The 25965-nt window shown below is 31.9% G+C and carries 31 protein-coding genes and 1 riboswitch; of the genes, 4 read left to right on the top strand and 27 right to left on the bottom strand.

Annotated features, from left to right (window positions below):
- Window positions 1-254: 254 nt before the first annotated feature.
- Window positions 255-434: a stressosome-associated protein Prli42 gene (prli42, locus tag HMPREF2658_RS04965; protein ID WP_001789875.1), complete on the top strand. Its 180-nt coding sequence runs from the start codon at window positions 255-257 to the stop codon at window positions 432-434.
- A 126-nt stretch (window positions 435-560) separates the two neighbouring features.
- On the opposite strand, the gene HMPREF2658_RS04970 is transcribed toward prli42, so the two are convergent.
- From HMPREF2658_RS04970 to HMPREF2658_RS05050, 17 genes are all read right to left on the bottom strand, one after another.
- Window positions 561-1541: an aromatic acid exporter family protein gene (locus HMPREF2658_RS04970; protein WP_000916199.1), complete on the bottom strand. Its 981-nt coding sequence runs from the start codon at window positions 1539-1541 to the stop codon at window positions 561-563.
- A gap of 13 nt (window positions 1542-1554) precedes the next feature.
- Entirely contained in the window at window positions 1555-1992 is a 438-nt protein-coding gene (gene brxB, locus HMPREF2658_RS04975; RefSeq protein WP_000367419.1) for a bacilliredoxin BrxB, read from the bottom strand.
- A gap of 348 nt (window positions 1993-2340) precedes the next feature.
- Window positions 2341-3615, bottom strand: a complete 1275-nt coding sequence (locus HMPREF2658_RS04980; RefSeq protein ID WP_000406833.1) for a dihydrolipoamide acetyltransferase family protein — start codon at window positions 3613-3615, stop codon at window positions 2341-2343.
- A 12-nt stretch (window positions 3616-3627) separates the two neighbouring features.
- A complete protein-coding gene (locus HMPREF2658_RS04985; RefSeq protein WP_001096632.1) occupies window positions 3628-4611 on the bottom strand; it encodes an alpha-ketoacid dehydrogenase subunit beta in 984 nt (327 codons plus the stop codon).
- Complete coding sequence (locus tag HMPREF2658_RS04990) at window positions 4611-5603, bottom strand: thiamine pyrophosphate-dependent dehydrogenase E1 component subunit alpha (protein ID WP_000568356.1); 993 nt, start codon at window positions 5601-5603, stop codon at window positions 4611-4613. Before HMPREF2658_RS04990 ends, HMPREF2658_RS04985 begins: the two co-directional genes overlap by 1 nt.
- Window positions 5604-5618: 15 nt before the next feature.
- Window positions 5619-7040, bottom strand: a complete 1422-nt coding sequence (lpdA, locus tag HMPREF2658_RS04995) for a dihydrolipoyl dehydrogenase (RefSeq protein ID WP_001291530.1) — start codon at window positions 7038-7040, stop codon at window positions 5619-5621.
- A 150-nt stretch (window positions 7041-7190) separates the two neighbouring features.
- Window positions 7191-8870: a DNA repair protein RecN gene (recN, locus tag HMPREF2658_RS05000; RefSeq protein WP_054194577.1), complete on the bottom strand. Its 1680-nt coding sequence runs from the start codon at window positions 8868-8870 to the stop codon at window positions 7191-7193.
- A 15-nt stretch (window positions 8871-8885) separates the two neighbouring features.
- Window positions 8886-9338 carry a transcriptional regulator AhrC/ArgR gene (gene ahrC / locus HMPREF2658_RS05005; RefSeq protein ID WP_001124985.1) on the bottom strand — a complete coding sequence of 151 codons (453 nt, stop codon included), beginning with the start codon at window positions 9336-9338 and terminating at the stop codon, window positions 8886-8888.
- Window positions 9339-9768: 430 nt separating this feature from the next.
- Window positions 9769-10650 carry a polyprenyl synthetase family protein gene (locus HMPREF2658_RS05010; RefSeq protein ID WP_000183379.1) on the bottom strand — a complete coding sequence of 294 codons (882 nt, stop codon included), beginning with the start codon at window positions 10648-10650 and terminating at the stop codon, window positions 9769-9771.
- Entirely contained in the window at window positions 10628-10858 is a 231-nt protein-coding gene (locus tag HMPREF2658_RS05015) for an exodeoxyribonuclease VII small subunit (RefSeq protein WP_000159865.1), read from the bottom strand. The genes HMPREF2658_RS05010 and HMPREF2658_RS05015 overlap by 23 nt, the downstream gene beginning before the upstream one ends.
- The gene (gene xseA / locus HMPREF2658_RS05020) at window positions 10851-12188 is read right to left on the bottom strand and encodes an exodeoxyribonuclease VII large subunit (protein ID WP_001286934.1); all 1338 of its coding nucleotides are present in this window, start codon (window positions 12186-12188) and stop codon (window positions 10851-10853) included. The genes HMPREF2658_RS05015 and xseA overlap by 8 nt, the downstream gene beginning before the upstream one ends.
- Before the next feature lie 16 nt (window positions 12189-12204).
- Window positions 12205-12594, bottom strand: a complete 390-nt coding sequence (nusB, locus tag HMPREF2658_RS05025; RefSeq protein WP_000087385.1) for a transcription antitermination factor NusB — start codon at window positions 12592-12594, stop codon at window positions 12205-12207.
- Window positions 12595-12653: 59 nt separating this feature from the next.
- Window positions 12654-13016 carry an Asp23/Gls24 family envelope stress response protein gene (locus HMPREF2658_RS05030; protein WP_000241588.1) on the bottom strand — a complete coding sequence of 121 codons (363 nt, stop codon included), beginning with the start codon at window positions 13014-13016 and terminating at the stop codon, window positions 12654-12656.
- A 14-nt stretch (window positions 13017-13030) separates the two neighbouring features.
- Window positions 13031-14386 (bottom strand): acetyl-CoA carboxylase biotin carboxylase subunit, encoded by a 1356-nt coding sequence (gene accC / locus HMPREF2658_RS05035; protein WP_000756611.1) that lies wholly within the window; start codon window positions 14384-14386, stop codon window positions 13031-13033.
- The gene (accB, locus tag HMPREF2658_RS05040; protein ID WP_054194576.1) at window positions 14386-14850 is read right to left on the bottom strand and encodes an acetyl-CoA carboxylase biotin carboxyl carrier protein; all 465 of its coding nucleotides are present in this window, start codon (window positions 14848-14850) and stop codon (window positions 14386-14388) included. Before accB ends, accC begins: the two co-directional genes overlap by 1 nt.
- Before the next feature lie 473 nt (window positions 14851-15323).
- On the bottom strand, window positions 15324-15881 hold the full coding sequence (gene efp, locus HMPREF2658_RS05045) for an elongation factor P (RefSeq protein WP_000626504.1): 558 nt from the start codon (window positions 15879-15881) through the stop codon (window positions 15324-15326).
- A 25-nt stretch (window positions 15882-15906) separates the two neighbouring features.
- Window positions 15907-16968, bottom strand: coding sequence for a M24 family metallopeptidase (locus HMPREF2658_RS05050; protein ID WP_000087115.1), 1062 nt, complete (start codon window positions 16966-16968; stop codon window positions 15907-15909).
- A 104-nt stretch (window positions 16969-17072) separates the two neighbouring features.
- On the opposite strand from HMPREF2658_RS05050, the gene HMPREF2658_RS05055 reads away from it, so the two are divergent.
- Both HMPREF2658_RS05055 and HMPREF2658_RS05060 read left to right on the top strand, forming a co-directional pair.
- Window positions 17073-17654, top strand: a complete 582-nt coding sequence (locus HMPREF2658_RS05055) for a hypothetical protein (protein WP_000737686.1) — start codon at window positions 17073-17075, stop codon at window positions 17652-17654.
- Between the two features lie 13 nt (window positions 17655-17667).
- Window positions 17668-17886, top strand: coding sequence for an SA1362 family protein (locus HMPREF2658_RS05060; protein WP_001244301.1), 219 nt, complete (start codon window positions 17668-17670; stop codon window positions 17884-17886).
- Window positions 17887-17949: 63 nt separating this feature from the next.
- On the opposite strand, the gene HMPREF2658_RS05065 is transcribed toward HMPREF2658_RS05060, so the two are convergent.
- The gene (locus HMPREF2658_RS05065; protein WP_000141109.1) at window positions 17950-18780 is read right to left on the bottom strand and encodes a lipoate--protein ligase family protein; all 831 of its coding nucleotides are present in this window, start codon (window positions 18778-18780) and stop codon (window positions 17950-17952) included.
- Window positions 18781-18937: 157 nt separating this feature from the next.
- Between HMPREF2658_RS05065 and HMPREF2658_RS05070 the strand changes: the two genes are divergently transcribed.
- Window positions 18938-19324: a rhodanese-like domain-containing protein gene (locus tag HMPREF2658_RS05070; RefSeq protein ID WP_001276571.1), complete on the top strand. Its 387-nt coding sequence runs from the start codon at window positions 18938-18940 to the stop codon at window positions 19322-19324.
- Between the two features lie 363 nt (window positions 19325-19687).
- Here the strand turns inward: HMPREF2658_RS05070 and gcvPB are convergent, their stop codons facing one another.
- The 9 genes from gcvPB to comGC all read right to left on the bottom strand — a co-directional run bounded on the left by gcvPB (window position 19688) and on the right by comGC (window position 25962).
- Window positions 19688-21160, bottom strand: a complete 1473-nt coding sequence (gene gcvPB, locus HMPREF2658_RS05075) for an aminomethyl-transferring glycine dehydrogenase subunit GcvPB (RefSeq protein WP_000202176.1) — start codon at window positions 21158-21160, stop codon at window positions 19688-19690.
- The gene (gene gcvPA, locus HMPREF2658_RS05080) at window positions 21153-22499 is read right to left on the bottom strand and encodes an aminomethyl-transferring glycine dehydrogenase subunit GcvPA (protein ID WP_000019698.1); all 1347 of its coding nucleotides are present in this window, start codon (window positions 22497-22499) and stop codon (window positions 21153-21155) included. The genes gcvPB and gcvPA overlap by 8 nt, the downstream gene beginning before the upstream one ends.
- Window positions 22500-22518: 19 nt before the next feature.
- Window positions 22519-23610, bottom strand: a complete 1092-nt coding sequence (gene gcvT, locus HMPREF2658_RS05085; protein ID WP_000093344.1) for a glycine cleavage system aminomethyltransferase GcvT — start codon at window positions 23608-23610, stop codon at window positions 22519-22521.
- Between the two features lie 74 nt (window positions 23611-23684).
- Window positions 23685-23782: riboswitch (glycine riboswitch) on the bottom strand.
- A complete protein-coding gene (locus HMPREF2658_RS05090) occupies window positions 23769-24293 on the bottom strand; it encodes a shikimate kinase (RefSeq protein ID WP_001015120.1) in 525 nt (174 codons plus the stop codon). It overlaps the preceding riboswitch by 14 nt.
- The gene (locus HMPREF2658_RS05095; protein WP_001789879.1) at window positions 24283-24429 is read right to left on the bottom strand and encodes a hypothetical protein; all 147 of its coding nucleotides are present in this window, start codon (window positions 24427-24429) and stop codon (window positions 24283-24285) included. The genes HMPREF2658_RS05090 and HMPREF2658_RS05095 overlap by 11 nt, the downstream gene beginning before the upstream one ends.
- A gap of 96 nt (window positions 24430-24525) precedes the next feature.
- Complete coding sequence (locus HMPREF2658_RS05100; protein ID WP_029694423.1) at window positions 24526-25023, bottom strand: competence type IV pilus minor pilin ComGF; 498 nt, start codon at window positions 25021-25023, stop codon at window positions 24526-24528.
- Window positions 24959-25240 carry a hypothetical protein gene (locus HMPREF2658_RS05105; protein WP_000844412.1) on the bottom strand — a complete coding sequence of 94 codons (282 nt, stop codon included), beginning with the start codon at window positions 25238-25240 and terminating at the stop codon, window positions 24959-24961. Before HMPREF2658_RS05105 ends, HMPREF2658_RS05100 begins: the two co-directional genes overlap by 65 nt.
- Window positions 25227-25673 (bottom strand): competence type IV pilus minor pilin ComGD, encoded by a 447-nt coding sequence (gene comGD / locus HMPREF2658_RS05110; RefSeq protein ID WP_001796473.1) that lies wholly within the window; start codon window positions 25671-25673, stop codon window positions 25227-25229. The genes HMPREF2658_RS05105 and comGD overlap by 14 nt, the downstream gene beginning before the upstream one ends.
- Window positions 25651-25962: a competence type IV pilus major pilin ComGC gene (gene comGC / locus HMPREF2658_RS05115; protein ID WP_000472255.1), complete on the bottom strand. Its 312-nt coding sequence runs from the start codon at window positions 25960-25962 to the stop codon at window positions 25651-25653. The genes comGD and comGC overlap by 23 nt, the downstream gene beginning before the upstream one ends.
- Window positions 25963-25965 lie beyond the last annotated feature (3 nt).

The raw sequence follows: 25965 nt of genomic DNA on the forward strand, positions 1-25965 counted from the left end.
CCCTTTTATCCAAATTTTCAAGTACGCCAAACGGTAAAAATTGATGAAATAAAATGTTACAGTAATTGACGTTACACAGATTTATCAGGCTTGTAAATTGTGTCATATTATTTTCAATTTAATATATATATTTATTGTAACTCAAACTAAGCTTTGTCAAAAATATATTGATTGATTTTTCAAAGATATCGTATAATGAGGAAAATGACATAAGCAAACTTACTCATGTTTTTTATAATATTCCTTTATGATGATTGCTAGTTATATCGTCTCAAGTTAAAAGTTTTATATCTTATGTCGTAATTATTAATACAAAGGTTATTCATTTGGAGGCACACAAAATGCAAAATAAAGTTTTAAGAATTATCATTATCGTTATGCTTGTATCAGTTGTATTAGCATTGTTATTAACGAGTATCATTCCAATTTTATAAACTATATCTCAACTACCTATACAAAATCATACAATTAAAAATCCATCCGTTATAAACACATGTATTAATAAGTTATCGTATTGCAACGATTACTTTCAAACATGGGTCATACGGATGGATTATTTTTTAAGCTACTTCACTATGCATTTTCAATGAACCAAATTGCGATTTGATTTGTAAATATTCTTCTAATTCATTTAATATTTGAATAATACTTGCTCTCGAGTTAAGCGCTTTGTGTGTTGTTGGCAATGGCAGTTCATCCAATTTCAAACGCGTCTCATACAAATTGTGTAAACGCATTGCTGTATAGTCATTACTATTCACATTTAGACCAATTTCTTTCAGCAGTGACGCAACATCATTTAAAAGTGGATCTTTATGACAGATACTTTCGATGAGCGGTTTCATTCTCATTAACAATTCCACTTGCTCTTCTCGCATATCAAAATAATGATAGTATGAATTTTCGTTTCTAACAAAATGATTTTTAACATCTCGGAACGCGATAGACTTCGCCTTTTTAATATTTAAAAGTAACGCTTCAAATTCAATCGCAATGGTATCTTCATATTTTTCACAAATATAACTATATTTACTAAAAATATCAGCAATTTGTTGCTCAATTTTACATTTGTATTCGTCTAGCTGTTTGTCTAAACTTGGCATCATTAAATTCATTGTAAATGCAATACTTAGTCCAATTAACAGTAATAATGTTTCATTAACAATTAAATGTGTATCAATTGATTTTGCATTAAAAACATGAAGTAATATAACGCAACTCGTAATGACACCTTCTTGTACTTTTAATACGACAGTTAATGGTATAAATAACAATACGATAATACCGAGTACAATTGGACTCTGACCTAATAAACTAAATATTGCTGAACCTAAAAACAATACTAAAAAACATGATACTAATCTTGAAATAATCGCTTGTAGCGAATGTACTTTTGTATGTTTAATACATAATACGACTAATATGGCGCTTGAAGCATAATTATCTAAACCTAACAGCTTACTAATAATTACACCTAAAGTCATACCCACTGCTGTTTTTATTGTTCTAAATCCAATCTTGTAAGGATTTAACTTTAACATGGGTTAGCGCCTCTTATCTTTCTTCACAATATTTATTGAATAATGTTTGTAATTGATTAATTACGTTCATCACATCATGACCTTCGATTTGATGTCTTTCAATCATTTCTGTAATCTTTCCATCTTTTACTAATGCAAATGACGGACTTGAAGGCGCATAACCTTCGAAGTATTCACGCGCTCTTTGTGTCGCTTCTTTATCTTGTCCAGCAAATACTGTCACTAGACGATCAGGTAATACGTCATAATGTAAAGCATGTGATGCTGCTGGTCTTGCGATACCACCTGCACAACCACATACAGAATTGATCATAACTAGTGTTGTACCATCTTGTTTAAGAACTTTGTCAACATCTTCTGCAGTAGTTAATTGCTCATATCCCGCAGATTCAATTTCATTCCTTGCTTGTTCTACAACACCGTTCATGTATAAATCGAAATTCATGTCCATAAGTTCAATCACCTATCCCTTTATATTTAAACTATCCTCATTCTACTAATTAATAACATATTGTTCAATAAACTAATCTGAATCACACCTATATTTAGACACAATTTTAACAATATACCAAACATTATTGTGCTTAAAATCATGGAAACTAATTTGTTCACCTGTTTTCATTAATATGTTTCAAGTATGATGTCTTATTTTGACTTTACTGCAAAAATGTATTCAACCATGTTGATTATTGTTCTTTACCTTTTTTTGAATATATTGCAAATATTTTATTGCCCAAAAAAACATCCATCGACAAGAACAAGATAAAACAAGTTGTCGATAGATGCATCTATGTTATCACTAATATATATTTGTATTTTCTAAAGTATACTGTTCGATACGCTGTTTAATATGATTCATAAATTTACCAGTTTGTAAACCATCTAAAATGCGATGATCTATTGAAATACATAAATTCACCATACTTCGAATTGCAATCATATCATTAATTACTACTGGCTTTTTAACGATTGATTCTACTTGTAAAATCGCTGCTTGAGGATGATTTATAATACCCATTGATGATACTGAACCAAATGTACCAGTATTATTTACCGTAAATGTACCGCCCTGCATATCTTCAGCTGTCAATTGCTTATTACGCGCTTTTGTTGCTAAAGTATTAATTTCTCTAGCTATACCTTTGATTGACTTTTCGTCTGCATGCTTAATCACAGGTACGTATAATTTATTTTCATCAGCAACAGCAATTGAAATATTAATGTCTTTATGTAAGACAATTTCATTTCCTTGCCAGCTACTATTTAATAATGGATATGCTTTTAAAGCATCTGCTACAGCTTTTACAAAGAAAGCAAAGAAAGTTAAATTATATCCTTCTTTATTTTTAAAGTTGTTTTTATAATGGTTTCTCGTATTCACAAGGTTTGTAGCATCAACCTCTATCATCATCCATGCATGTGGAATCTCCGTTACACTATTAACCATGTTTTGTGCAATTGCTTTACGCACACCATTTACTGGTATTGTGCTATTTTCACTATTGTCTTCAGATGATTGGTTACTTGATGTATCTACTGAAGTTGATTGTGTTTGAACTTGTTTGTCAGATTGAGCTGTGGTACCACCATTTTCAATAACTGACATTAAATCCTTCTTAGTTACACGACCTTCAAATCCACTACCTACAACTTGTGATAAATCAATGTCATGCTCTGAAGCGAGTTTAAATACAACAGGTGAAAAGCGACCATTATTTCGTGGTTGATTTTGTTTAGAAGTAGATGTCTGTTCCACTGTTGAACTAGCTTTTTTAGTAGATTTCTGAGTATGCTCATCCACTTTTGCTTGTATCTCTTCAGTTGTTTCATTTGTCTTTTCATCAGCAGCTTCAATTTTACAGATAATTGTATCAATAGCTACCGTCTGCCCCGCTTCAACTAAAATTTCTGTAATTGTTCCTGATATCGTGGAAGGGACTTCAGCCGTCACTTTATCTGTAATAACTTCACATAATGGTTCATATTCATCAATATGATCACCAACAGAAACTAACCATTGTTCAATGGTACCTTCATGAACACTCTCACCTAACTTAGGCATTGTTATTTCCATGACTTTCCCTCCCTAGAATTCTGCTAATTCACGCATTTTATTTAAGATTTTTTCTGGATTCATCATAATTTCATTTTCTAATACAGGTGAAAATGGCATAGATGGTACATCTGGAGCAGCTAAACGCATGATTGGTGCATCTAGTTCAAACAGACAATGTTCTGCAATAATCGCTGACACCTCAGACATAATACTACCTTCTAAATTATCTTCAGTTACAAGTAAAACTTTACCTGTATGTTTAGCACGATCAATAATTGTTTCTTTATCTAATGGATAAACAGTTCGTAAATCTACGACTTCAACATTGATACCGTCTGCTGCTAAAATATCCGCTGCTTGTAAACAATAATTGACCATTAATCCATAACAAAATACTGTTAAATCTTCACCTTCACGTTTAACATCTGCTTTTCCTAAAGGTACAGTGTAATATTCTTCTGGCACTTCTTCCTTTAAGAATCTATAAGCCTTTTTATGTTCAAAGTATAAAACAGGATCATTTGATTCAATTGAAGATAATAATAGACCTTTAGCATCATACGGTGTTGAAGGTATAACAATTGTTAAACCTGGTGATGAAGCAAATATACTTTCAATACTTTGTGAATGATATAGTCCTCCGTGAACACCTCCACCAAATGGTGCACGAATCGTTAATGGGCATTGCCAATCATTATTTGAACGATAACGCATTTTCGCGGCTTCACTAATAATTTGATTTGTTGCAGGTAAGATAAAATCTGCAAACTGAATCTCAGCAATTGGTCTTTTACCAACCATAGCTGCGCCAATGGCTGTTCCGACAATATTTGACTCAGCTAATGGTGTATCGATAACTCTGTCCTCACCATATTGTTGTTGCAGTCCTTGAGTAGTACCAAATACGCCACCTTTTTTACCAACATCTTCACCAAGAATAAATACATCTTTATTTTGTTGTAATGCTAAGTCTTGTGCCTGGCGAATCGCCTCTAAATAAGATAATTTAGCCATTAGTTAAGACTCCCTTCTTCGTACACAAATGCATAGGCTTCTTCGACGCTTGGATATGGCGCGTCTTCAGCAGCCTTTGTCGCTTTATTGATAATGTCTTTATGTTCTGCTTCTATTTCTGTCAACCAAGCATCATCGATAATGCCAGCTGAAAGCAACTCTTTTTTGAACTTTTCGTTGCAGTCTGCTTTTTTAAGCGCTTCACGCTCTTCTTTCGTACGATATTGGTCGTCATCATCCGATGAATGAGCTGTCATACGAGAAGTTACTGCTTCAATCAATGTTGAACCCTGTCCAGAAATAGCTCGTTCTCTTGCTTCTTTCATCGCTTTATACATTGCTAAAGGATCATTACCATCTACTTGTTCACCATGTATACCGTAACCAAGTGCTCTATCCGATAATTTTTCAGCTGCGTATTGTAATGAATCAGGTACTGAAATTGCATATTTATTATTTATAATGACACATACAAAAGGAAGTTTGTGTACACCCGCGAAGTTTAAACCTTCATGGAAGTCACCTTGGTTTGAGCTACCTTCACCAACAGTTGCTGTTGCAATTTTCTTCTTACCATCCATTTTTAAAGCTAAAGCAGCACCAACAGCATGGGGTATTTGGGTTGCTACCGGTGAACTTTGTGACAAAATATTCTTAGCTCTACTACTAAAGTGTGATGGCATTTGTTTTCCACCAGAGTTAACATCGTCTTTCTTTCCAAACGCTGATAAAAACGTATCATACGCTGAGATACCCATATAAGTAACGAAAGCTAGATCTCTATAATAAGGCGCTGTAATATCACCTTCTTCTAATGCGTATGCCATCCCAATCTGAGTTGCTTCTTGTCCTTGACCACTTACAACAAATGGAATTTTACCTGCACGGTTCAATAACCACAGTCTTTCATCTATTTTTCTACCTAAATCCATCCATTTATATATTACTTTTAGGTCTTCTTCGCTAAGGCCTAATGATTTATAATCAATCATGTTAAATCCTCCTATTTATACGTGAATAGCTCTACTTTCTGCTTTCAATCCTAATTCCATCAACACTTCAGAGATGGAAGGATGTGCGTGTGTTGTTAGTCCTAATTCTAATGCCGAGCCATTCATGAACTGTAACAGTGATGCCTCATTAATCAATTCTGTTACATGTGGACCAATCATATTAATACCCACAATTTCTTCAGTTGATTGATCAATCACCATTTCGCTATACCCTTCGTTTGCGTCATGGCTATCAATCACTGCTTTACCAATTGCTTTAAATGGTACTTTAAAACTTTTAACTTTCATTCCCTCTGCCTTTGCTTGCTCAATGTTTAAACCGATAGAAGCAATTTCAGGTTGTGAATAAATACACTTAGGCATCATGTTATAGTTTACTGGGATTGGGCTCCCTTCAAACATATGATCGACAGCCACAACACCTTCTTTTGATCCAACATGTGCCAATTGTAATTTTCCAATACAATCACCAGCTGCATAAATATGTTTATCTTCAGTTTGTTGAAATTCGTTCGTTAAAATATGTCCTGATGTTGAAAGTTTTATTTTAGTGTTGTTTAAACCAATATCTGATGTGTTAGGTTTTCTACCAATCGATAGCAACACTTTATCTACTTTAATTATGTCTGAGGTAATTTCAAATGTAACACCATCATCGTTAACATTTATATCATTTTCAGAAAGTTTTATTCCCTCATAGAATTTAACACCACGTGCTGACAATGATTTTTTTAATAGTTGTGAAGCTTGTTTACTTTCAGTTGGTAAAATTCTTTCACCAGCTTCTATAACTGTTACGTCAACACCTAAATCTATCATCAATGATGCAAATTCCATTCCGATAACACCACCACCAATAATACCAATACTTGATGGTAACGTCTTTAATGATAATATATCATCGCTAGATAAAATTTTATCATGATCAAATGATAAGAATGGCAACTCTGCAGGCGAAGAACCAGTTGCAATTAATACAAATTGGTTGGGTAATAAGTCTGATTCACCATCTTCATATTCGACAGAAATTGTGCCAATTTGAGGTGAAAATATAGATGTACCTAGAATACGTCCCGTGCCATTATAAATGTCAATGTGATTGTGTTGCATTAAATGCTTTACACCTTGATACATTTGATTAATAATGTCTTCTTTTCGTGCCAACATATTTTCAAAATTAACATTAGCATCTTTGACATCAACGCCAAACATTGCTGCCTGTTTTACTGTTTGAAATACTTCAGCAGATTTAAGCAGCGATTTAGTAGGAATACAACCTTTATGGAGACAAGTACCTCCTAATAGTTGTCGTTCTACTATTGCCACTTTCTTACCTAATTGAGACGCACGTATCGCAGCAACATATCCTGCAGTACCTCCACCGAGAACGACTAAATCATATTGTTTCTCTGACATGTTCTTACTCCTAACTAATGATATATATCCATTGAAAATTTATTAATACATAGTTTTCATGTCCATTAATTACCTATTTTACATGATTGTCTATTTAGTTTGAATGCACATAAATAAATCCACAAATGAGTATTCAACACACTTTGGAAATTATCTATGTCTTTGATTGTGTTGTATCATTTCTCTTGCATTTTCTCGAGTTAAATCAGTAACACTTGCACCTGAAATCATTCGTGCAATTTCATCTACTTTATCATCGCCAATTAACTCTTGAACTTGTGTTGTTGTACGATCATCTTTTGATGATTTCGAAATTAATAAATGATGGTCACTCATCGATGCAACTTGTGGCAAGTGAGAAATACAAATAACTTGTATATATTCTGCTATATCTCGCATTTTCTCTGCCATTTTTTGTGCGGCTTGTCCAGATACACCTGAGTCAACCTCATCGAATAAAATTGCAGTTTGACCTCTCGATTTAACAAAAATGCTTTTTAACGCTAACATAATTCTAGAAAGTTCTCCACCTGACGCAATTTTATTTAAACTTTTTAATGGTTCTCCTTTATTAGGACTGATTAAAAATTCTACAAATTCAATTCCATCAATATTCGGTTCTTCTAATTTTTTAAATGAAATCTCAAGATTTGCATCTTTCATTTGTAAGTTTTGAATTTCCGATACAATGTGGTCTCTTAACTCCCTAGCGACTATACGACGCTGCTTAGATAACGCTTGTCCAACCTCTATAACTTGATTATACAATGCATTTATTTCTTCTCGTAACTGCGATGTACTTTGTTCATAGTTTTCAATTTTATTGATTTCATTATTAAGTTTTTCTTGATATGCGATTAATTCTGAAATATCTTTTCCATATTTGCGTTTTAAATTATTCAGCAAATTCATACGAGATTCATACTCGTTTAACACTTGTTCGTCGAATTCTGTATTAGCCATTTCATCATATAACTCATGTTTTGCATCTTCTAAAATGTAATAAAATTGATCAATATCTTCTTTTAATTTGTCATATTTGTTTGGAACTATATCGTTTATTGTTAACAAATGGTTGCTTAGTTCATACAAACGATCAGTGATAGCATTTTCATCCGTTAATGTCATATGTGCGTTATTAAGCGCTAAGCTTAATTTTTCAGAGTTTTGAATGCGTTTAATATCTATTTCAAGTCGCTCTATTTCGCCTTCTTTTAGATGTGCTTCAGACAATTCTTCTAATTGGAATTTCATTAAATCTAAACGCTGCAGCAATGCTTGGTCTGCTGATTCTAAATCTTCTAACTCTTTCTTTTTGGCTTTATAATTTTGAAAAGTTTGGTGATATTTATCCAACAAATCTTGATAACGTGATTCTGCGTAATTATCCAATAATGTTAAATGGTATTTTTGTTTCAACAAAGACTGCGTTTCATGTTGGCCATGAATATCTAATAATTCTAGCATAACTTTTCGTAAATCTTGTAAAGTAACTGTTTGATTATTAATTTTACAAAGACTTTTACCAGAGCTAAAAATTTCCCGTTTAACTAATAAAAAATCTTCATCTACATCAATATCCATATTTTTCAATATATGTATAGCATCTTTACTCTCGTCAATATCAAATATACCTTCGATGACAGCCTTTTTTTCACCATGTCTTACAAAATCAGATGAAGCTCTCATTCCAATTAATTGTCCAATTGCATCTATAATAATTGACTTACCTGAACCCGTTTCACCACTTAAAACAGTTAAACCATCAGAAAATTGAATTTCTAACTCTTCAATAATAGCAAATTGCTTGATTGATAAGGTTTGTAACATAAACTCATCGCATCCTTATAACAAATTGAAAATTCTTGACTTGATTTCATCACTTGCCTCTTTGCTTCGACAAATAATTAAACAAGTATCATCACCACAAATTGTGCCTAGTACTTCTTCCCAATTGATTTGGTCTAATATAGCTCCAATAGATTGTGCATTACCAGGTAATGTTTTTAGAACAAGTAAATTATCAGTACCATCTATATTAACAAAGGAATCCATTAAATAACGTCCCAATTTTTCTAAAGGATGGAATTTTCTATCGTTTGGTAAACTATAAACATATTGACCTGAAGGTATAGGTACTTTAATAAGTTGTAGTTCTTTAATATCACGAGAAACAGTTGCTTGAGTGACATTTAAATCATAATCGTTTAATCGTTTAACTAATTCATCTTGTGTCTCTATCTGTTCATTTGAAATAATTTCTCTAATTTTTATATGCCTAACCGATTTTTTGGGCACAGTAAACACCTCTGATTACGAATATTTATACATTTATTTTAACACATGCACTGATTTACGACTACTAAACACCTTTACGTAAAAAGGGTAAACATGGTTTATCTATCTTGGTTATCTATTTATAAATATTTTTCATATTACGCATAACAATTGCTTAAAATATGTATAAAAATGAATATATGTGTAATAAACTTGCTAATTATTAGATTTAATAAGCGTCAATTGTTTGAACATATTTAATTAAAATCACATTGATATCACAGATGCGAATATTGTCGTATAGAAATTGAAAATTCTATTTTTAGATGAAAGTCTTTAACATAATTTTAAGTTTCAACATGAGAAAAATCGATTAACAAACAACGTCAGTTGAATATGCCTTTTGAGACATTTCAAACTTAACAATTGTTGCTAATCGATATATTTGCTTTTAGTGATCCCTGCTATAAAATAAATCAACGATTTCTAATAAGTGTTTTGTATTGAATTGTTCATCAATTTGCATTAGTTCATCCACTGCTGCGTCTCTATGATAAGTCAATTTATCTTCTGCGCCATCTTTTCCTAATAAACTCACGTATGTACTTTTATTATTTTCAAGATCGCTGCCCACTTTTTTACCTAACTTCGCTTCATCACCATAGCAGTCTAATAAATCATCTTTAATCTGAAACATCATACCTAAATGATAACTATAACTTTCTAAATGTTCTTTAGTTGCATCATCGACATTAGCGATATCTGCTGCACTCATAACCGCAAAAGTTAATAGTGCTCCTGTTTTTGTTTTGTGTATCATTTCCAAAGTTTCAAGATTAATTGGTTGGCCTTCGCTTTGCATATCTAACATTTGACCGCCAACCATTCCAACATGACCACTTGCTATTGACAGCCGTTGTAGAACTTTTATTTTTACTTCATCAGTTAATCTATCATCACTTGAAATAAGTTCAAATGCTTTAGTTAATAAAGCATCACCTGCTAATATCGCCGTCCACTCACCATATACTTTATGATTTGTTAATTTACCTCGTCGATAATCATCATTATCCATCGCTGGTAAGTCATCATGAATAAGTGAATATGTATGAATCATTTCTAGTGCAATTGCGCTCTTCATACCTAACTCATACTCGGTATTTAGTGAATCTAAAGTGAGTAATAACAGAACTGGTCGGATGCGTTTACCTCCAGCATTTAATGAATACAACATACTTTCTTCTAGCTGAGTATCCATTACTGATTTATTTATCGCAACCGATAATTCATTATTGACTTCATCTATTAATTTATTCATCGGTAGATTCGTCATTTTTTACATCCTCAGCTTCTTCTTTTATTAAGTCATTCACCTTTTTTTCGGCATTTTTTAAAGTTGTGTCACAAGCTGCTGATAGTTTCATACCACGTTGATATAAATCTAATGATTCCTCTAAAGATACTGTTTCATTATCTAATTTTTGAACAATTTGCTCTAATTCTTGCATCATTTCTTCAAAACTTTGCGTTTCTTTAGTCATTATTACACCTTACTTTCGTAACTTTTGCATCTACTAAGCCATCTTTCATTGTTAACGTCAATTGATCATTTTCTGTTAAATCTTTAGTACTCGTAATGACTTCGTCTTTTTTATTAACAATTGCATATCCACGCAACATTGTATTAGTTGGACTTAAATTGTTTAAGTTTTCTACTTTATTTTTCAAATCATTTTTATAACTTAATATCTTAGAATTCAATAATTTAACAAGTTGGTTTGTCAATTGAAGATTATTTTGTTGTTCTTGATTAACACTACTTAGTAACGCTTTTAAATTATAGCGTTGTTGCAACAGCATTAATCGATGTCTCTGTTGTTCAAAAGTTGCCTGAATTTGTTGTTTCAGTCTCTTTTCTAAATCATCTCGACGTTGTATCTGTTGATCATACAATAAAGTTGGTTGTTTAAACTTGTAATACGATGACAAATGTTCAACATGTTTACGTTGTTGTTCTAAATGTTTCTTGATGAAACGAGTCAATGTAAACTGATATTGCTGTATTTGTTGCAGCAATTCATATTGGTCTGGTGTTGCAATAACAGCAGCTTGAGTTGGAGTCGCCGCTCTGATGTCTGCAGCAAAATCACTTAATGTAAAGTCTGTTTCATGACCTACTGCTGATATAATCGGTGTCTTACAATTATATATTGCACGGACGACAGCTTCTTCGTTGAAATTCCATAAATCTTCAATGGATCCACCGCCTCGACCTACAATGATGGTATCTACACCTAAACTATCTGCATATTCAATTTTTTCAATAATGTCGTCTTTTGCTTTTTCACCTTGAACCAAAGTACTAATTTGTATTTGTTCAGCTAATGGAAAACGACTATTTATCGTTGAATGGATATCTCGAATTGCGGCACCTGTACTCGCTGTTAAAACTGCAATTTTTTTAGGAAACTTAGGTATTGATTTCTTATTCGCATTATCAAAACAACCTTCTTCAGTTAATTTTTTCTTTAATGCTTCTAATTTTTGATATAAGTTCCCTATACCATCTAATTGCATTTTATTTACATAAATTTGATAGTTTCCACGACGTTCAAAAACAGAAACACGTGCTTCTAATAAGACCTCATCTCCTTCTTTAGGTTCGAAGTTTAATTTAGAAGCACTACCTTTGAACATCATGGCACTTATAACGCTTTCTTTATCTTTCACATTAAAGTATAAATGACCACTTGAATGCTTTTTGAAATTTGAAAGCTCACCTTTAATCAATACAGATTGGAGATGTGGGTCTTGATCAAATTTATATTTAATATATTTCGTTAAAGCTGAAACACTTAAATAATCTGACATATAACATCACTCAATTTTATTTTTTTATATTACTCAATACACCATTTATAAATTTATAATGATCATCATCACTGAATTGTTTTGTTAATTCAACTGCTTCATTCATTACGACTTTAGCAGGTGTATCACTGTGTAATATTTCATATGTTGCCATTCTTAAAATAATACGATCTGTTTTTAATAAACGTGCAATAGTCCAATCTTTTAAATAAGGACTAATTGTCTCGTCTAATACAGGTTCGTGATCTTTAACGCCAGAAACTAGCCAATGAATAAATTCGAAGTCTAAATCTGGATTATCGTCTTTAATAAAGCTTATCGCTTCATTTATCGTTAAATCACTGTCCTTCATTTCTAATTGAAATAAAGTTTGAAAAGCTTGCACTCGGGATTCTTTACGACTCATTTTTAACTCCTTCAAACGTTTGTATTTTTCTTTATTTAATTACTGAATTAGGTATGACATTACTTTTCAATAACGATTTGTGTAATGTGAATATTAATTTGCTTAGGTTCTATCGCTGTCATATTAGAAATTGAATTAAAAATTGACGTTTGAATTTTGTTTGCAGTTTTTGAAATATTAACACCATGTTTTAATGCACAATATACATCTATATATATGCCATCTTCTTTACTCTCGATTTTTAAATCACGGCTTAAATTTTTACGACTAACTTTTTCTAAATTTGTTTCTTTTAATTCAGCAAAATGGCCAGTGATGCCTTCGACTTCCGAAGTAGCTATACTTGCAATAACAGATAGCACTTCTGGCGCTATTTCTACTTTACCTAATTTTGAATTTGAATAATCAGTTACTTTGACCATGGATTGACCTCCTATTAACATTCATCATTCATAATGCTATTTTGCTCTAAAAAGTTTGTATTAAATTTACCGCTTCTAAATATATCGTTATTCAATAATTTAATATGGAATGGAATAGTTGTATCAATACCAAGAACCACAAATTCACTTAATGCACGAATGCCAGCCATAATCGCTTCATCTCGTGTCGGTTCATGTATGATTAATTTCGCAACCATCGAATCATAATATGGCGGTATCGTATAATTAGTATAACATGCTGACTCTATTCGAACACCATATCCACCTGGTGCAAGATATTGCTCAATTTTACCTGGTGATGGCATAAAGTTCTTGTAAGGATTTTCAGCATTAATTCTAAATTCAATTGCGTGTCCTGTTAATTTAATATCTTCTTGTTTATACGGTAACACGTCACCCATAGCAACTTGTAATTGTAATTTAACTAAATCAATTCCTGTTACCATTTCAGTTACAGGATGTTCTACTTGAATACGTGTATTCATTTCCATAAAATAAAATTTATTATCATTTAAATCATATATAAACTCAATTGTTCCCGCATTTTCATAATTTACAGCTTTCGCTGCACGAACTGCGGCATTTCCCATTTCACGACGTGTTTCGTCATCTAAAATTGGGGAAGGTGCTTCTTCCACTAATTTCTGCATACGTCTTTGAATTGTACAATCACGTTCTCCTAAATGAATTACATTACCATAGCTGTCCCCAACAATTTGGATTTCAATATGGCGGAAGTTTTCGATGAATTTCTCCATATAAAGTCCACCATTACCAAATGCAGTTTGTGCTTCTTGTTCTGTCATTCGGAAGCCAGTTTCAAGTTCTTTTTCATCACGAGCAACACGGATACCTTTTCCACCACCACCAGCAGTAGCTTTAATGATGACCGGATAGCCAATTTTCTTAGCGATTTTCTTAGCTTCTGAGACGTCTTTCATTAAACCATCACTACCAGGAACAACTGGAACATTGGCTTTGATCATTTCTGCCTTAGCAACATCTTTGATACCCATTTTTTGGATAGATTGATAACTTGGTCCAATGAACTTCAATTGGCATGCTTCGCATAATTCTGCAAAGTCAGCATTTTCAGCTAAAAAGCCATAACCCGGATGAACGCCATCACAACCTGTAGAAGTTGCAATAGATAAGATATTCGGAATATTTAAATATGAATCTTTAGACAAAGTGGGACCTACGCAATATGCTTCATCAGCAATTTGAGTATGTAGCGCATCTTTATCCCCTTCAGAATAGATTGCAACAGTTTGGATGCCTAAATCACGACAAGCGCGAATAATCCTAACTGCGATTTCACCGCGGTTTGCAATTAAAACCTTTTTCATTATTTCACCTTAAATAACGGTTGGCCATACTCTACCATTTGTCCGTCTTCTACTAAGATTTCAACAATTTCACCTGAAATTTCTGCTTGAATTTCATTAAATAGTTTCATTGCCTCTAAAATACACACTGTTGTTTCATTTGAAACAGTGTCCCCAACTTGAACATACGCTTCTTCATCTGGAGATGGCGATTTGTAAAATGTACCTACCATAGGTGCATTAATTGTTTTGTGATTATCTGAAGTTGGCTTTGGAGCTTCAGTTTTATTGCTATCAGTTGATTGTACTTGAGGCATAGGCATTGCCGCAGCTTCAACTGGCATTTGTGAGATTTGTGGCGTGATAATCTCAGTTTCTTTTTCTTTCTTAAGCGTCACTTTGCCTTTAGTATCTTCAATATTGATTTCCGTTAAAGTTGATTTATCCAGAATTCCAATTAATTCTTTGATTTCTTTAAAGTTCATTATTACTGACTCCTTCAGTTTGTTTTCATCTACCCGTCTATTTTACTTGAGACAACTCTTCAATTCAAGCATGTTCATATCGCAGGCGACATTATAAGTCTATCCCAAAGTTATAATAAAACCACATTTTAAATTAAAAACACTTGTGGATTTATTACTTAACATTGACTCATCTTAACTCTTGATTAAAAATTTTATGCTTTCAGTTAAACATATCAATGTTATTTTTATTTGCTATTATTTCTTATCCTCATCAATATGATATGTAGATATATACCCTTACTCATGTCTATGTTTTTTTACTACCAATTAGACGATTCGTTTTATATTTTAAAATTTATTTTAAAAATAAAAAGCCTCATATCAGCATATAACCTATAATCATTTTAGGCAATAGCTTTATGAGACTTATTTGGAATATCTTACGTTAAATCAGTATAGTGAATATAAGCTATTTGTTAACAAATTAGAGATTATCCTCTTGAAATGTAGCTTCCATCACCAGTGTTGATAATTAAAACGTCACCTTCGTTTACAAATAAAGGTACATTTAATGTATAACCAGTTTCAACAGTTGCCGATTTAGTAGCACCAGTTGCAGTATCACCTTTAATACCAGGTTCTGTTTCAGTTACTGTCAATTCAACAGTTTTAGGTAATTCAACACCGATAGTTTCACCTTCGTATGTTTGAATTTGTACTTCCATACCTTCTTTTAAGTAATTCAATTCTTCTTTTAAGTAATCACTTGAAAGTTCTGTTTGTTCAAAGCTTTCATTATCCATAAATACATGATTATCTCCGTCAGCATATAAATATTGCATGCGACGATTTTCAATCATTGCTGGTTCAACTTTTTCACCAGCTCTAAACGTTTTCTCTTGAATTGCACCAGTTCTTAAATTACGTAATTTTGAACGAACGAATGCTGAACCTTTACCAGGCTTTACATGTTGGAAGTCTATAACTTTCCAAATAGCGTTATCAACAGAAATTGTTAAACCTGTTTTAAAATCATTAACCGAAATCATTCAGTTTCCTCCTCATTTTACACGCTTATGTTAAAACTATAAGGTCTTTTGTGCATTTAGTAAAGACTTGACAACCATTTTCTGTAATTAAAATATCATCTTCTATTCTTATACCGCCCAAACCTTCTATATAAACACCAGGTTCTACTGTAACACAGTTGTTAACTTGAAGTTTATCTTGTATCGTACGAGCCAGCATTGGCCCTTCATGGATTTCTAAACCAATACCATGTCCTAGTGAATGTCCAAATTCTTTTCCATACCCTTTTGACTCTAAATAGTTTCTTGAAATGGCATCAGCTTCTGCACCAGTCATGCCAGGTCTAATCTCATTAATTGCTTTCATTTGAGATTCAAGTACTATTTGATATATTTCTTTCAGTTTAGGATCTGGTTCTCCAATAGCAAATGTTCTAGTAATATCTGAACAATAGCCGTTATAATACGCGCCAAAATCTAATGTAATCATGTCGCCTTTTTCGATAACTTTGTCACTTGCAACACCATGTGGTAATGCACCTCTATGACCAGATGCTACAATCGTATCGAATGATGGTCCATCTGCTCCTAATTCTAGCATTTTACTTTCTAATATTGCCTTTAATTCTTTTTCGGTCATACCTGCTTTTACAACAGTTAAAATATATTCATATGTTTCATCAACAATATTAGCTGCTTTTTGAATTAAAGCAATTTCGTCAGCATCTTTGACGTCTCTAATTTTATCTACAGTATTAGAAATGCTTATTAATGATATACGGCTTTTATTTAATTCAAGGTATGTATCATAACTTACATGGTGCCCCTCAAAACCTACATTTTCAAAATTTTCTTGGTGTAGCAATTCTTTAATCTCACCAATAATAGTAGATTTACGATTAATAATTTCATAATTTGGCGCCTGCTTAGTTGCTTGATCAATATATCTAAAGTCTGTTATCAAATATTGTTTATCTTTAGATATGATAAGTGCTCCACTGGTACCAGTAAAACCTGATAAATATCTTCTATTGTAATCCGAAAGAATGATAATCGCATCTAAATGTTTTTGTTTTAAAATACGATGCACTTGTGTTATTCTGCTCATCTTATTACCTCCTAGTGAAACGTTTGTGCATTTCAACTTTATACATTAAAATAATATCATAATAAGGATAAAAAATAATAGATATTGATTTTAGGGAGATAGTAATGAAAAAATTGGTTTCAATTGTTGGCGCAACATTATTGTTAGCTGGATGTGGATCACAAAATTTAGCACCATTAGAAGAAAAAACAACAGATTTAAGAGAAGATAATCATCAACTCAAACTAGATATTCAAGAACTTAATCAACAAATTAGTGATTCTAAATCTAAAATTAAAGGGCTTGAAAAGGATAAAGAAAACAGTAAAAAAACTGCATCTAATAATACGAAAATTAAATTGATGAATGTTACATCAACATACTACGACAAAGTTGCTAAAGCTTTGAAATCCTATAACGATATTGAGAAGGATGTAAGTAAAAACAAAGGCGATAAGAATGTTCAATCGAAATTAAATCAAATTTCTAATGATATTCAAAGTGCTCACACTTCATACAAAGATGCAATCGATGGTTTATCACTTAGTGATGATGATAAAAAAACGTCTAAAAATATCGATAAATTAAACTCTGATTTGAATCATGCATTTGATGATATTAAAAATGGCTATCAAAATAAAGATAAAAAACAACTTACAAAAGGACAACAAGCGTTGTCAAAATTAAACTTAAATGCAAAATCATGATAGGAGTCTTTTAATGCGTAATATAATATTTTACCTTGTACTTATTATTGCTGCGATTGGATTAGTAATGAATCTAGATGCCTTTATTTTTTCAATCGTCAGAATGTTAGTCAGCTTTGCAGTAATAGCTGGTATTATTTATCTGATTTATTATTTCTTCATCTTGACTGAAGACCAACGCAAATATCGCAAAGCAATGCGTAAGTATAAAAGAAATCAAAGAAGAAAATAGACAAAAAAATGGAAGCACTTGTAGTTAAAATAGTCTACGTGCTTCCATTTTTTATTCTAAAAACTACTTTCTAAACATCCATTCATCTGAACGATATTTTTCAGTTAATTCTTCCACTTCTGCCAATTGAGCTTCTGTTAATTCAAGTGGCTTTAATTCTATATTTAAACCTTTCTTAAAACCTTTCTCGAAAGCTTCTTCCATTTGACTAATAGTAATGTGTTCATCTGAAATATCATTGATGGCAACTGCTTTTTCAACGAATGCCTCTTTCATTTTTAATTTTAATCTTTCATTTTTATAAATAAACATATCAAACAATTCATCAATATCAATATCTTGTAAAATTGAACCGTGTTGGAGGATTACGCCCTTTTGTCTCGTTTGAGCACTCCCAGCAATCTTACGGCCTTCAACAACTAGCTCATACCAACTTGGTGCATCAAAACACACTGAACTTCGAGGTTGTTTTAATTTTTGACGCTCTTCAGGCGTTTTAGGTACCGCAAAATAAGTATCAAATCCTAAGTTTTTAAATCCTTCTAATAATCCTTGTGAAATCACTCTGTACGCTTCTGTAACAGTAGAAGGCATATTGGGATGCGATTCAGGCACTATCACACTGTAAGTTAGCTCTTTATCATGAAGCACCCCACGGCCACCAGTTTGACGCCTTACGAGACCAAAACCTTTCTCTTTAACCTTATCAATATCAATTTCTTTTTGTAGCCTTTGGAAATAACCTATTGATAATGTTGCAGGATTCCATGTGTAAAAACGTATAACTGGATCAATTTCACCTCTAGAGACAAAATTTAATAACGCTTCATCCATTGCCATATTATAATATGGGTCTTTACTTCCTGTATTAATAAAATTCCAAGTTTCAGTCATATTCAAGAACTCCTATCAGCAAAATGTATAATATTTGATTCGCTAATTAATCAATTTAACTAAATGAATAATAATTGCAATTCTTTAGTGAAATATTTTGATAATTTGACCTAACAGTCTTATAATTATATTATCGTTTAATTAGGGAGGATGCAAGATGAGTGCTAGTTTGTACATCGCAATAATTTTAGTTATAGCAATTATTGCTTATATGATTGTTCAACAAATTCTTAACAAGCGAGCTGTTAAAGAATTAGATCAAAATGAATTCCATAATGGGATTAGAAAAGCTCAAGTCATCGATGTTAGAGAGAAAGTTGACTATGACTACGGTCACATTAATGGGTCTCGCAATATTCCTATGACAATGTTCAGGCAACGATTCCAAGGATTAAGAAAAGACCAACCGGTATACTTATGTGATGCCAATGGGATTGCTAGCTATAGAGCCGCTCGTATTTTGAAAAAGAATGGATATACAGATATCTATATGTTAAAAGGCGGCTATAAAAAATGGACTGGAAAAATAAAGTCTAAAAAATAGTTTTGTAAATTTAATATACGATTTAATAAAATCTGAGTGTTAATTGATCATCAATAACAATACTCAGATTTTAATTTTTTAACAAAGACTGTTACTATATTTCTCTAGCTTCACAGATCATTAAATTTAGTTTCTGCATAATAAAGAAAGTTCAACTCATTTTCAATACGATTCAATTACCTCAATCTAAAAAGTGAAAAGACAATTTCTATGAAAGAATCCTGCCAAACCCTAAGAGTTATTACTTCGGTTTAGTTTTCTTGTTCAAATAGAAATTGTCTTTTTTAATTGATTTTGAAACCATTATCCTTAAATCTTCATACAAAGTTAGAATAATAATTCTCAGAAAATGTGTTTAATATCTTATTTTTCCTTTTTAAGATTTTCAAACTTTAATATTGGTTTACGAGCAGCTGTAGCTTCGTCTAATCGATCAATCACAGTTGTATGTGGTGCTTCTAACACTTTATCAGGATCATTTTTAGCTTCTTCAGCAATACTAATTAATGTATCGATGAAATAATCAAGTGTTTCTTTTGACTCTGTCTCAGTCGGTTCAATCATCATACCTTCTTCAACATTTAATGGGAAGTAGATTGTTGGTGGATGTACACCGAAATCTAATAATCGCTTAGCCATGTCTAAAGTACGTACACCAAATTCTTTTTGACGCACACCACTTAACACAAACTCGTGTTTACAATATTGTTTATAAGGTATTTCAAAGTGTTCAGATAAACGTGCTTTAATATAATTCGCATTAAGAACCGCTGCTTCAGAAACCTCTTTAAGTCCAGTTGCTCCCATAGTTCGAATATACGTATAAGCTCTTAAGTAAATACCAAAGTTACCATAAAATGGTTTTACACGTCCGATAGAATTTTTAATGTCATTATCATATTTAAATTTGTCGCCATCTTTAATAACCATTGGCTTTGGTAAGTAACTTGCTAGTTCTTTTACTACACCGACTGGACCTGAACCAGGACCGCCGCCACCATGTGGACCAGTAAAGGTTTTATGCAAGTTTAAATGAACAGCATCAAATCCCATATCTCCTGGACGAACTTTGTCCATAATAGCGTTTAAATTCGCACCATCATAATATAATAGACCACCAGCATTATGGACGATTTCACGGATTTCCATAATGTTTTTTTCGAAAATACCTAAAGTGTTTGGATTGGTTAACATAATAGCTGCTGTATTTTCATTTACAACACGTTTCAAGTCATCAATATCAACTTCACCACGTTCGTTTGATTTTACAGTAACTGATTTAAATCCTGCAAATGAAGCTGAGGCTGGATTCGTACCATGCGCAGAATCTGGCACAATGACTTCATCACGATGACCTTCACCATTATTCTCATGATAAGCTTTAAATATCATCAATGCAGTCCATTCACCATGTGCACCAGCAGCAGGTTGTAATGTTACCTCATCCATACCAGTAATTTCTTTTAATTCTTCTTGCAAACTGTAAATAATTTCTAATGAACCTTGAACTTGGTCTTCATCTTGTAATGGATGTGATTCACTGAATCCTGGTATTCTAGCAACCTTTTCATTAATTTTAGGGTTATATTTCATCGTACATGAACCCAATGGATAAAATCCGTTATCTACACCGAAATTTTTATTTGAAAGTTCAGTATAATGACGTACTAAGTCTAGTTCAGCAACTTCAGGAAACTCCGCTTTGTTTTTACGAATAAATTTATCATCTAACAATGACTCAACAGAATTTGTTTTAATATCACTTATTGGTAATGAATATGCATATCTGCCTTCACGAGATCTTTCAAAAATTAATGGACTTGATTTACTAGTCATTTAACTCACCAGCCTTTTCTACAAATGTATCGATTTCATCCTTTGTTCTTAATTCAGTTACAGCTATTAACATGTGATTTTTAAAGTCGTCTGAAACAACGCCTAAATCAAAACCACCGATAATATTGTACTTAACTAATTCCTCGTTAACTTGTTGAATTGGTTTGTCAAATTTGACTACAAACTCATTGAAAGATGTACCATCTAATACTTCAAAACCTTTTTTAATAAATTGTTGTTTAGCATAGTTAGCATGTTCTATATTTTGAACTGCAATATCATAGATACCTTGTTTACCAAGTGCTGACATTGCAATTGATGACGCTAGGGCATTTAATGCTTGGTTAGAACAAATATTAGATGTCGCTTTATCGCGTCGAATATGTTGTTCACGTGCTTGTAATGTTAATACAAAGCCTCGATTACCTTCATCATCTTGTGTTTGACCGACTAATCTACCTGGTACTTTACGCATTAACTTTTTAGTCGTTGCAAAATATCCACAATGTGGCCCACCGAATTGAGCAGGAATTCCAAATGGCTGAGTATCACCTACAACAATATCTGCACCAAATGAACCTGGAGGTGTAAGTAATCCCAATGCTAATGGATTTGCATATACGATAAATAATGCTTTTTTATCTTCAATAAAGCTATGAATCTTTTCAAGATCTTCAATTGAACCGTAGAAGTTTGGATATTGAACTGCAACAGCGGCTGTTTCATCATCCACTGCTGCTTCTAATTTTTTCAAATCTGTAACAGTGCCATCTAAATCGATTTCCACAACTTCGAATTCCTTACGCGTCTTAGCATAAGTATGAAGTACTTGTAATGCTTGATAATGTAAACCTTTTGAGACTACAATTTTATTTTTCTTTGTTTGACTAAATGCTAAAATACATGCTTCAGCAAAGCTAGTCATCCCATCATACATAGAAGAATTTGCTACATCCATATCTGTTAATTCACAAATTAAAGTTTGGAACTCAAAAATGGCTTGTAATTCACCTTGAGAAATTTCCGGTTGATATGGCGTATATGCTGTGTAAAATTCTGATCTTGAAATCATAGCATCCACAACTGATGGCGCGTAATGATCATAAACACCAGCACCCAAAAATGATGTATGCGTTTCTTTAGTGATATTCTTGCTTGCAATGCGATTTAATCTTCTAAGTAACGTTGTTTCCGCTTCGCTTTCAGCAATATTTAAATCTCTATTTAATAAAATGTCACTTGGTACATCACCGAATAATTCTCCTATAGATTTTGCACCAATTGTTTGTAACATTTCTTGCTTGTCTTTTTCAGTTAAAGGTATATAACGATGACTCACAATGCACACCCCTTTTTAATTATTTATCAATTTGATTTTTCTTAACAATTTTCGCTTTTAATTGACGCTTACGAACTTGAACAAGCAACTCTCTACCCATTTCAAACTCATCTCTTTTTATCATTGCAAGTGCAATTGATTTACCTGATGATGGAGACTGTGTTCCTGAAGTTACTTTTCCAATAATATTTCCATCTAAATCCATAACTTCATAACCAGTTCTTGCAATTCCTTTTTCAAGTAATTCTAATCCTACTGTTCTTCTTGGTGCACCATTTTCTTTTTGATCTTTTAATACAGATTTACCAATAAAATCAGCATCAATTAATGGTTTACTTGCAAAAGCGATACCACCTTCATATGGCGTAATTGATTCAGTTAAATCTTGTCCATGTAATGGCAATCCAGCCTCTAATCTTAATGTATCACGAGCGCCTAACCCACATGGCATAACATTATACTCTAATAAACCATCCCAAATTTTTTCAGTATCATCGATATTACAATAAATTTCAAACCCATCTTCACCTGTGTAACCTGACTGAGATAAAATGACGTTTGCTCCAAATAATTTGACATCCTGTTTAAATTCAAACATTTTCATTTCAGTTACATCTTCATCAACTAATTGATTAATTAAATCTCTAGCTTTTGGTCCTTGTATTGCTAATTGACCATATTGATTTGATACATTTTGTACTTCAACATCAAATTTCTCTTTGTGTTTTAAAATCCAATTAAAATCTTTTTCAGTATTAGCAGCATTAACAACTAATAAATAATTGTCGTCAGCTAATTTATATATTACTAAATCATCAATAATACCGCCTTCTTCATTACATAAAGCAGTATATAATGCTTTTGAAGTAGTTAAATTATCAGTATCATTTGATAATAAATATTGCACAAACTGACTAGCATCTTTACCTGTCACTTCAATTTCACCCATATGACTAACATCAAACAGGCCAATTTCGTATCGAACAGCATTATGCTCCTCTTTAATACTTGAAAATTGAACAGGCATCGCCCATCCTCCGAATTCCACAATTTTTGCACCTCTATCAACATAATTTTGATATAAAGGTGTTTGTTTTAAATCACTTGACATTGAAATACCCCCTTAAAATTATAAAAACAGGATAGCAATCGCTACCCTGTTTATAAATCACCAATTCAGGAACGCGTTACAGTATTATCCTTTTGCCTGAGAGTTTCGTAATAAATTACTTGCACCTTCGGCGATAGAGTCTTAACGCTCTATTCTCTCTAATACTGATCACTCGCTTTTATTAAATTTAGCAATTCATAATATATTTCTGAAATTGATAGCAAATGACTATCAAATTTCTTGAATGCGATTTCATTATATCTTAAAATTCGCGAGCAATACAAGTCATTTAACTGCTTGATTGTCTTATTATTTGCATTAGGTCGATGTGGGTCATCATTGATTCGACTATATATAATATCAATATTACAATCTAACCAAATAATGTTTTTTTGATTTTTCAAAAAATTAAATGCCTCTTCACTTTCAATAATACCACCACCAGTAGCAATTATATCTGCAGTGTTAATACATTCTTGCAAACATGTAAACTCTAAATTCCTGAAATATTGTTCACCATGTTTACTAAATATTTCTGGTATTGTTAACTTATACTTCTCTTCGATATATGAATCTATATCAATAAATGATAAATTTTGCTCATCTGCAACGTATTTACCAATCGTAGATTTACCGGTACCCATGAAACCAATTAAAATTATTGGTGATTTATCATGATTCATGCGTTTTCCCTTCTTTCAATAACAAAACAATCTTATAGTTATAGTCAGTTTCAATATTATATAATGTCTTTAATTTTAAACTATATTGACTGATATAAAAAGTGAAAATGGAAAAATAAATTGCTGTTAGCATCAATAAGAACGGAGTTACATATCCTTTTTCTTTATATAAATCAAAATTAATAAATTATTTCACGTCCTTTTTAATAGTACTCATTTAAATTCTAGTAAGTTATACATAAATTGTTTTAGTCTGCAGATTTGTACCGACTTTAACTGTTATCGTTATTTTAATAATAGATTTATAGTAGATATTTGCAGTAAATGCTGTAACATTATTAATCATTGTTATATTTCCTCTGTCATTTACAACTTTAATAATTTTATTATTTATTAATTTGTATTCGATCATTTCTTCACCTTTATGTAAAATGATACGCTGTTGCCTAATTTCAATATCGTTTTTATCTACACCTTTAAAATCCTCTAGAATATCTCTTGAGAAAAATTCGAAATCTACAGTTGTTAATTCCCTACTTTCAATTAGAAAAGTTTTGCTAAGTCTAATTAAGTCTGGAACAATTAGTAAAGTTATACTTATAACCATCATCGCTACTAACATTTCAATAAGCGAAAAAGCTTTGACATTAATACTGTATACATGTCTATTGATAAGAAGTGGTATTTTTTGAAATGGCACATATTTGTTGGTCACTTTGCTTAATATCATATTTCCCTATAGTTACCCCCTTCTTAAGTTCTTCTTTATTAATTTTAGATACAGTCGTCAAAATTACTTTAGAAGCATCAATTGTTTGTAGTTTATGGTTTATACTCGCTTGCATTTGATTCATCATTGGTATCAATAGTAATGTAATCAATCCAATTAGCAAAAATCCAGCCATACTATCTATTAAGAATGATCCTTTACACTTATAGCTTTTCATAACGAATTCTTCCTTTTTCAATATGGAATATTATTCTATAAATTGAATTGTTATTGTCAATTGTTATGCTACCAAATTTATTGATATTCCCTTTTTTATCAAAGGCAATAATGTCAACTTTTGCAACATTAATTATTTTGCCTACTTTTAATTTTAGAAATCGTATTTTATTATTCTCTATTACTTTAATAGTGTCACTGTTTTCATAAAATCTAACATTGATATATCCTTGATTTGCTATAGCTTGCGATTTAATATAATTCAATTCAGTAATAAGAGAAATGATATTTGCCTCATCATCTATTACTCTAAGATTGCTTAATCCTTTAGATGTCATTGTCAAAAGTAAAAATATACTGATTAACATCATTACCACAAGCATCTCAATCATAGTAAATGCTGACTGCTTTCTAATTTGCAACTGCTTCTCCATTACTAATTGTTATTGACTCTCCTGATTTACATGTCTTTTGTGCTTCTTTTATAAAACCATCTGCAATTAAGTCTTCAATAGACGATGGATTTCTATTATGTTTCAATGCATACGCTTCAATTTGACTATTAACCATTTTTACCTGTGCATTACAACCTGTTGATTGTATGTGAGCAGTTTGTTTAGCAATATTTGGAATGATTAAAATTAATAATAAACTGATGATTAATAACACTAATAGCATCTCTATCAATGTAAACGCTTGAGTTTTCTTTAGAAATTTAAACATATA

It is taken from the genome of Staphylococcus sp. HMSC062H10 (assembly GCF_001836945.1).
Taxonomy (GTDB): domain Bacteria; phylum Bacillota; class Bacilli; order Staphylococcales; family Staphylococcaceae; genus Staphylococcus; species Staphylococcus aureus.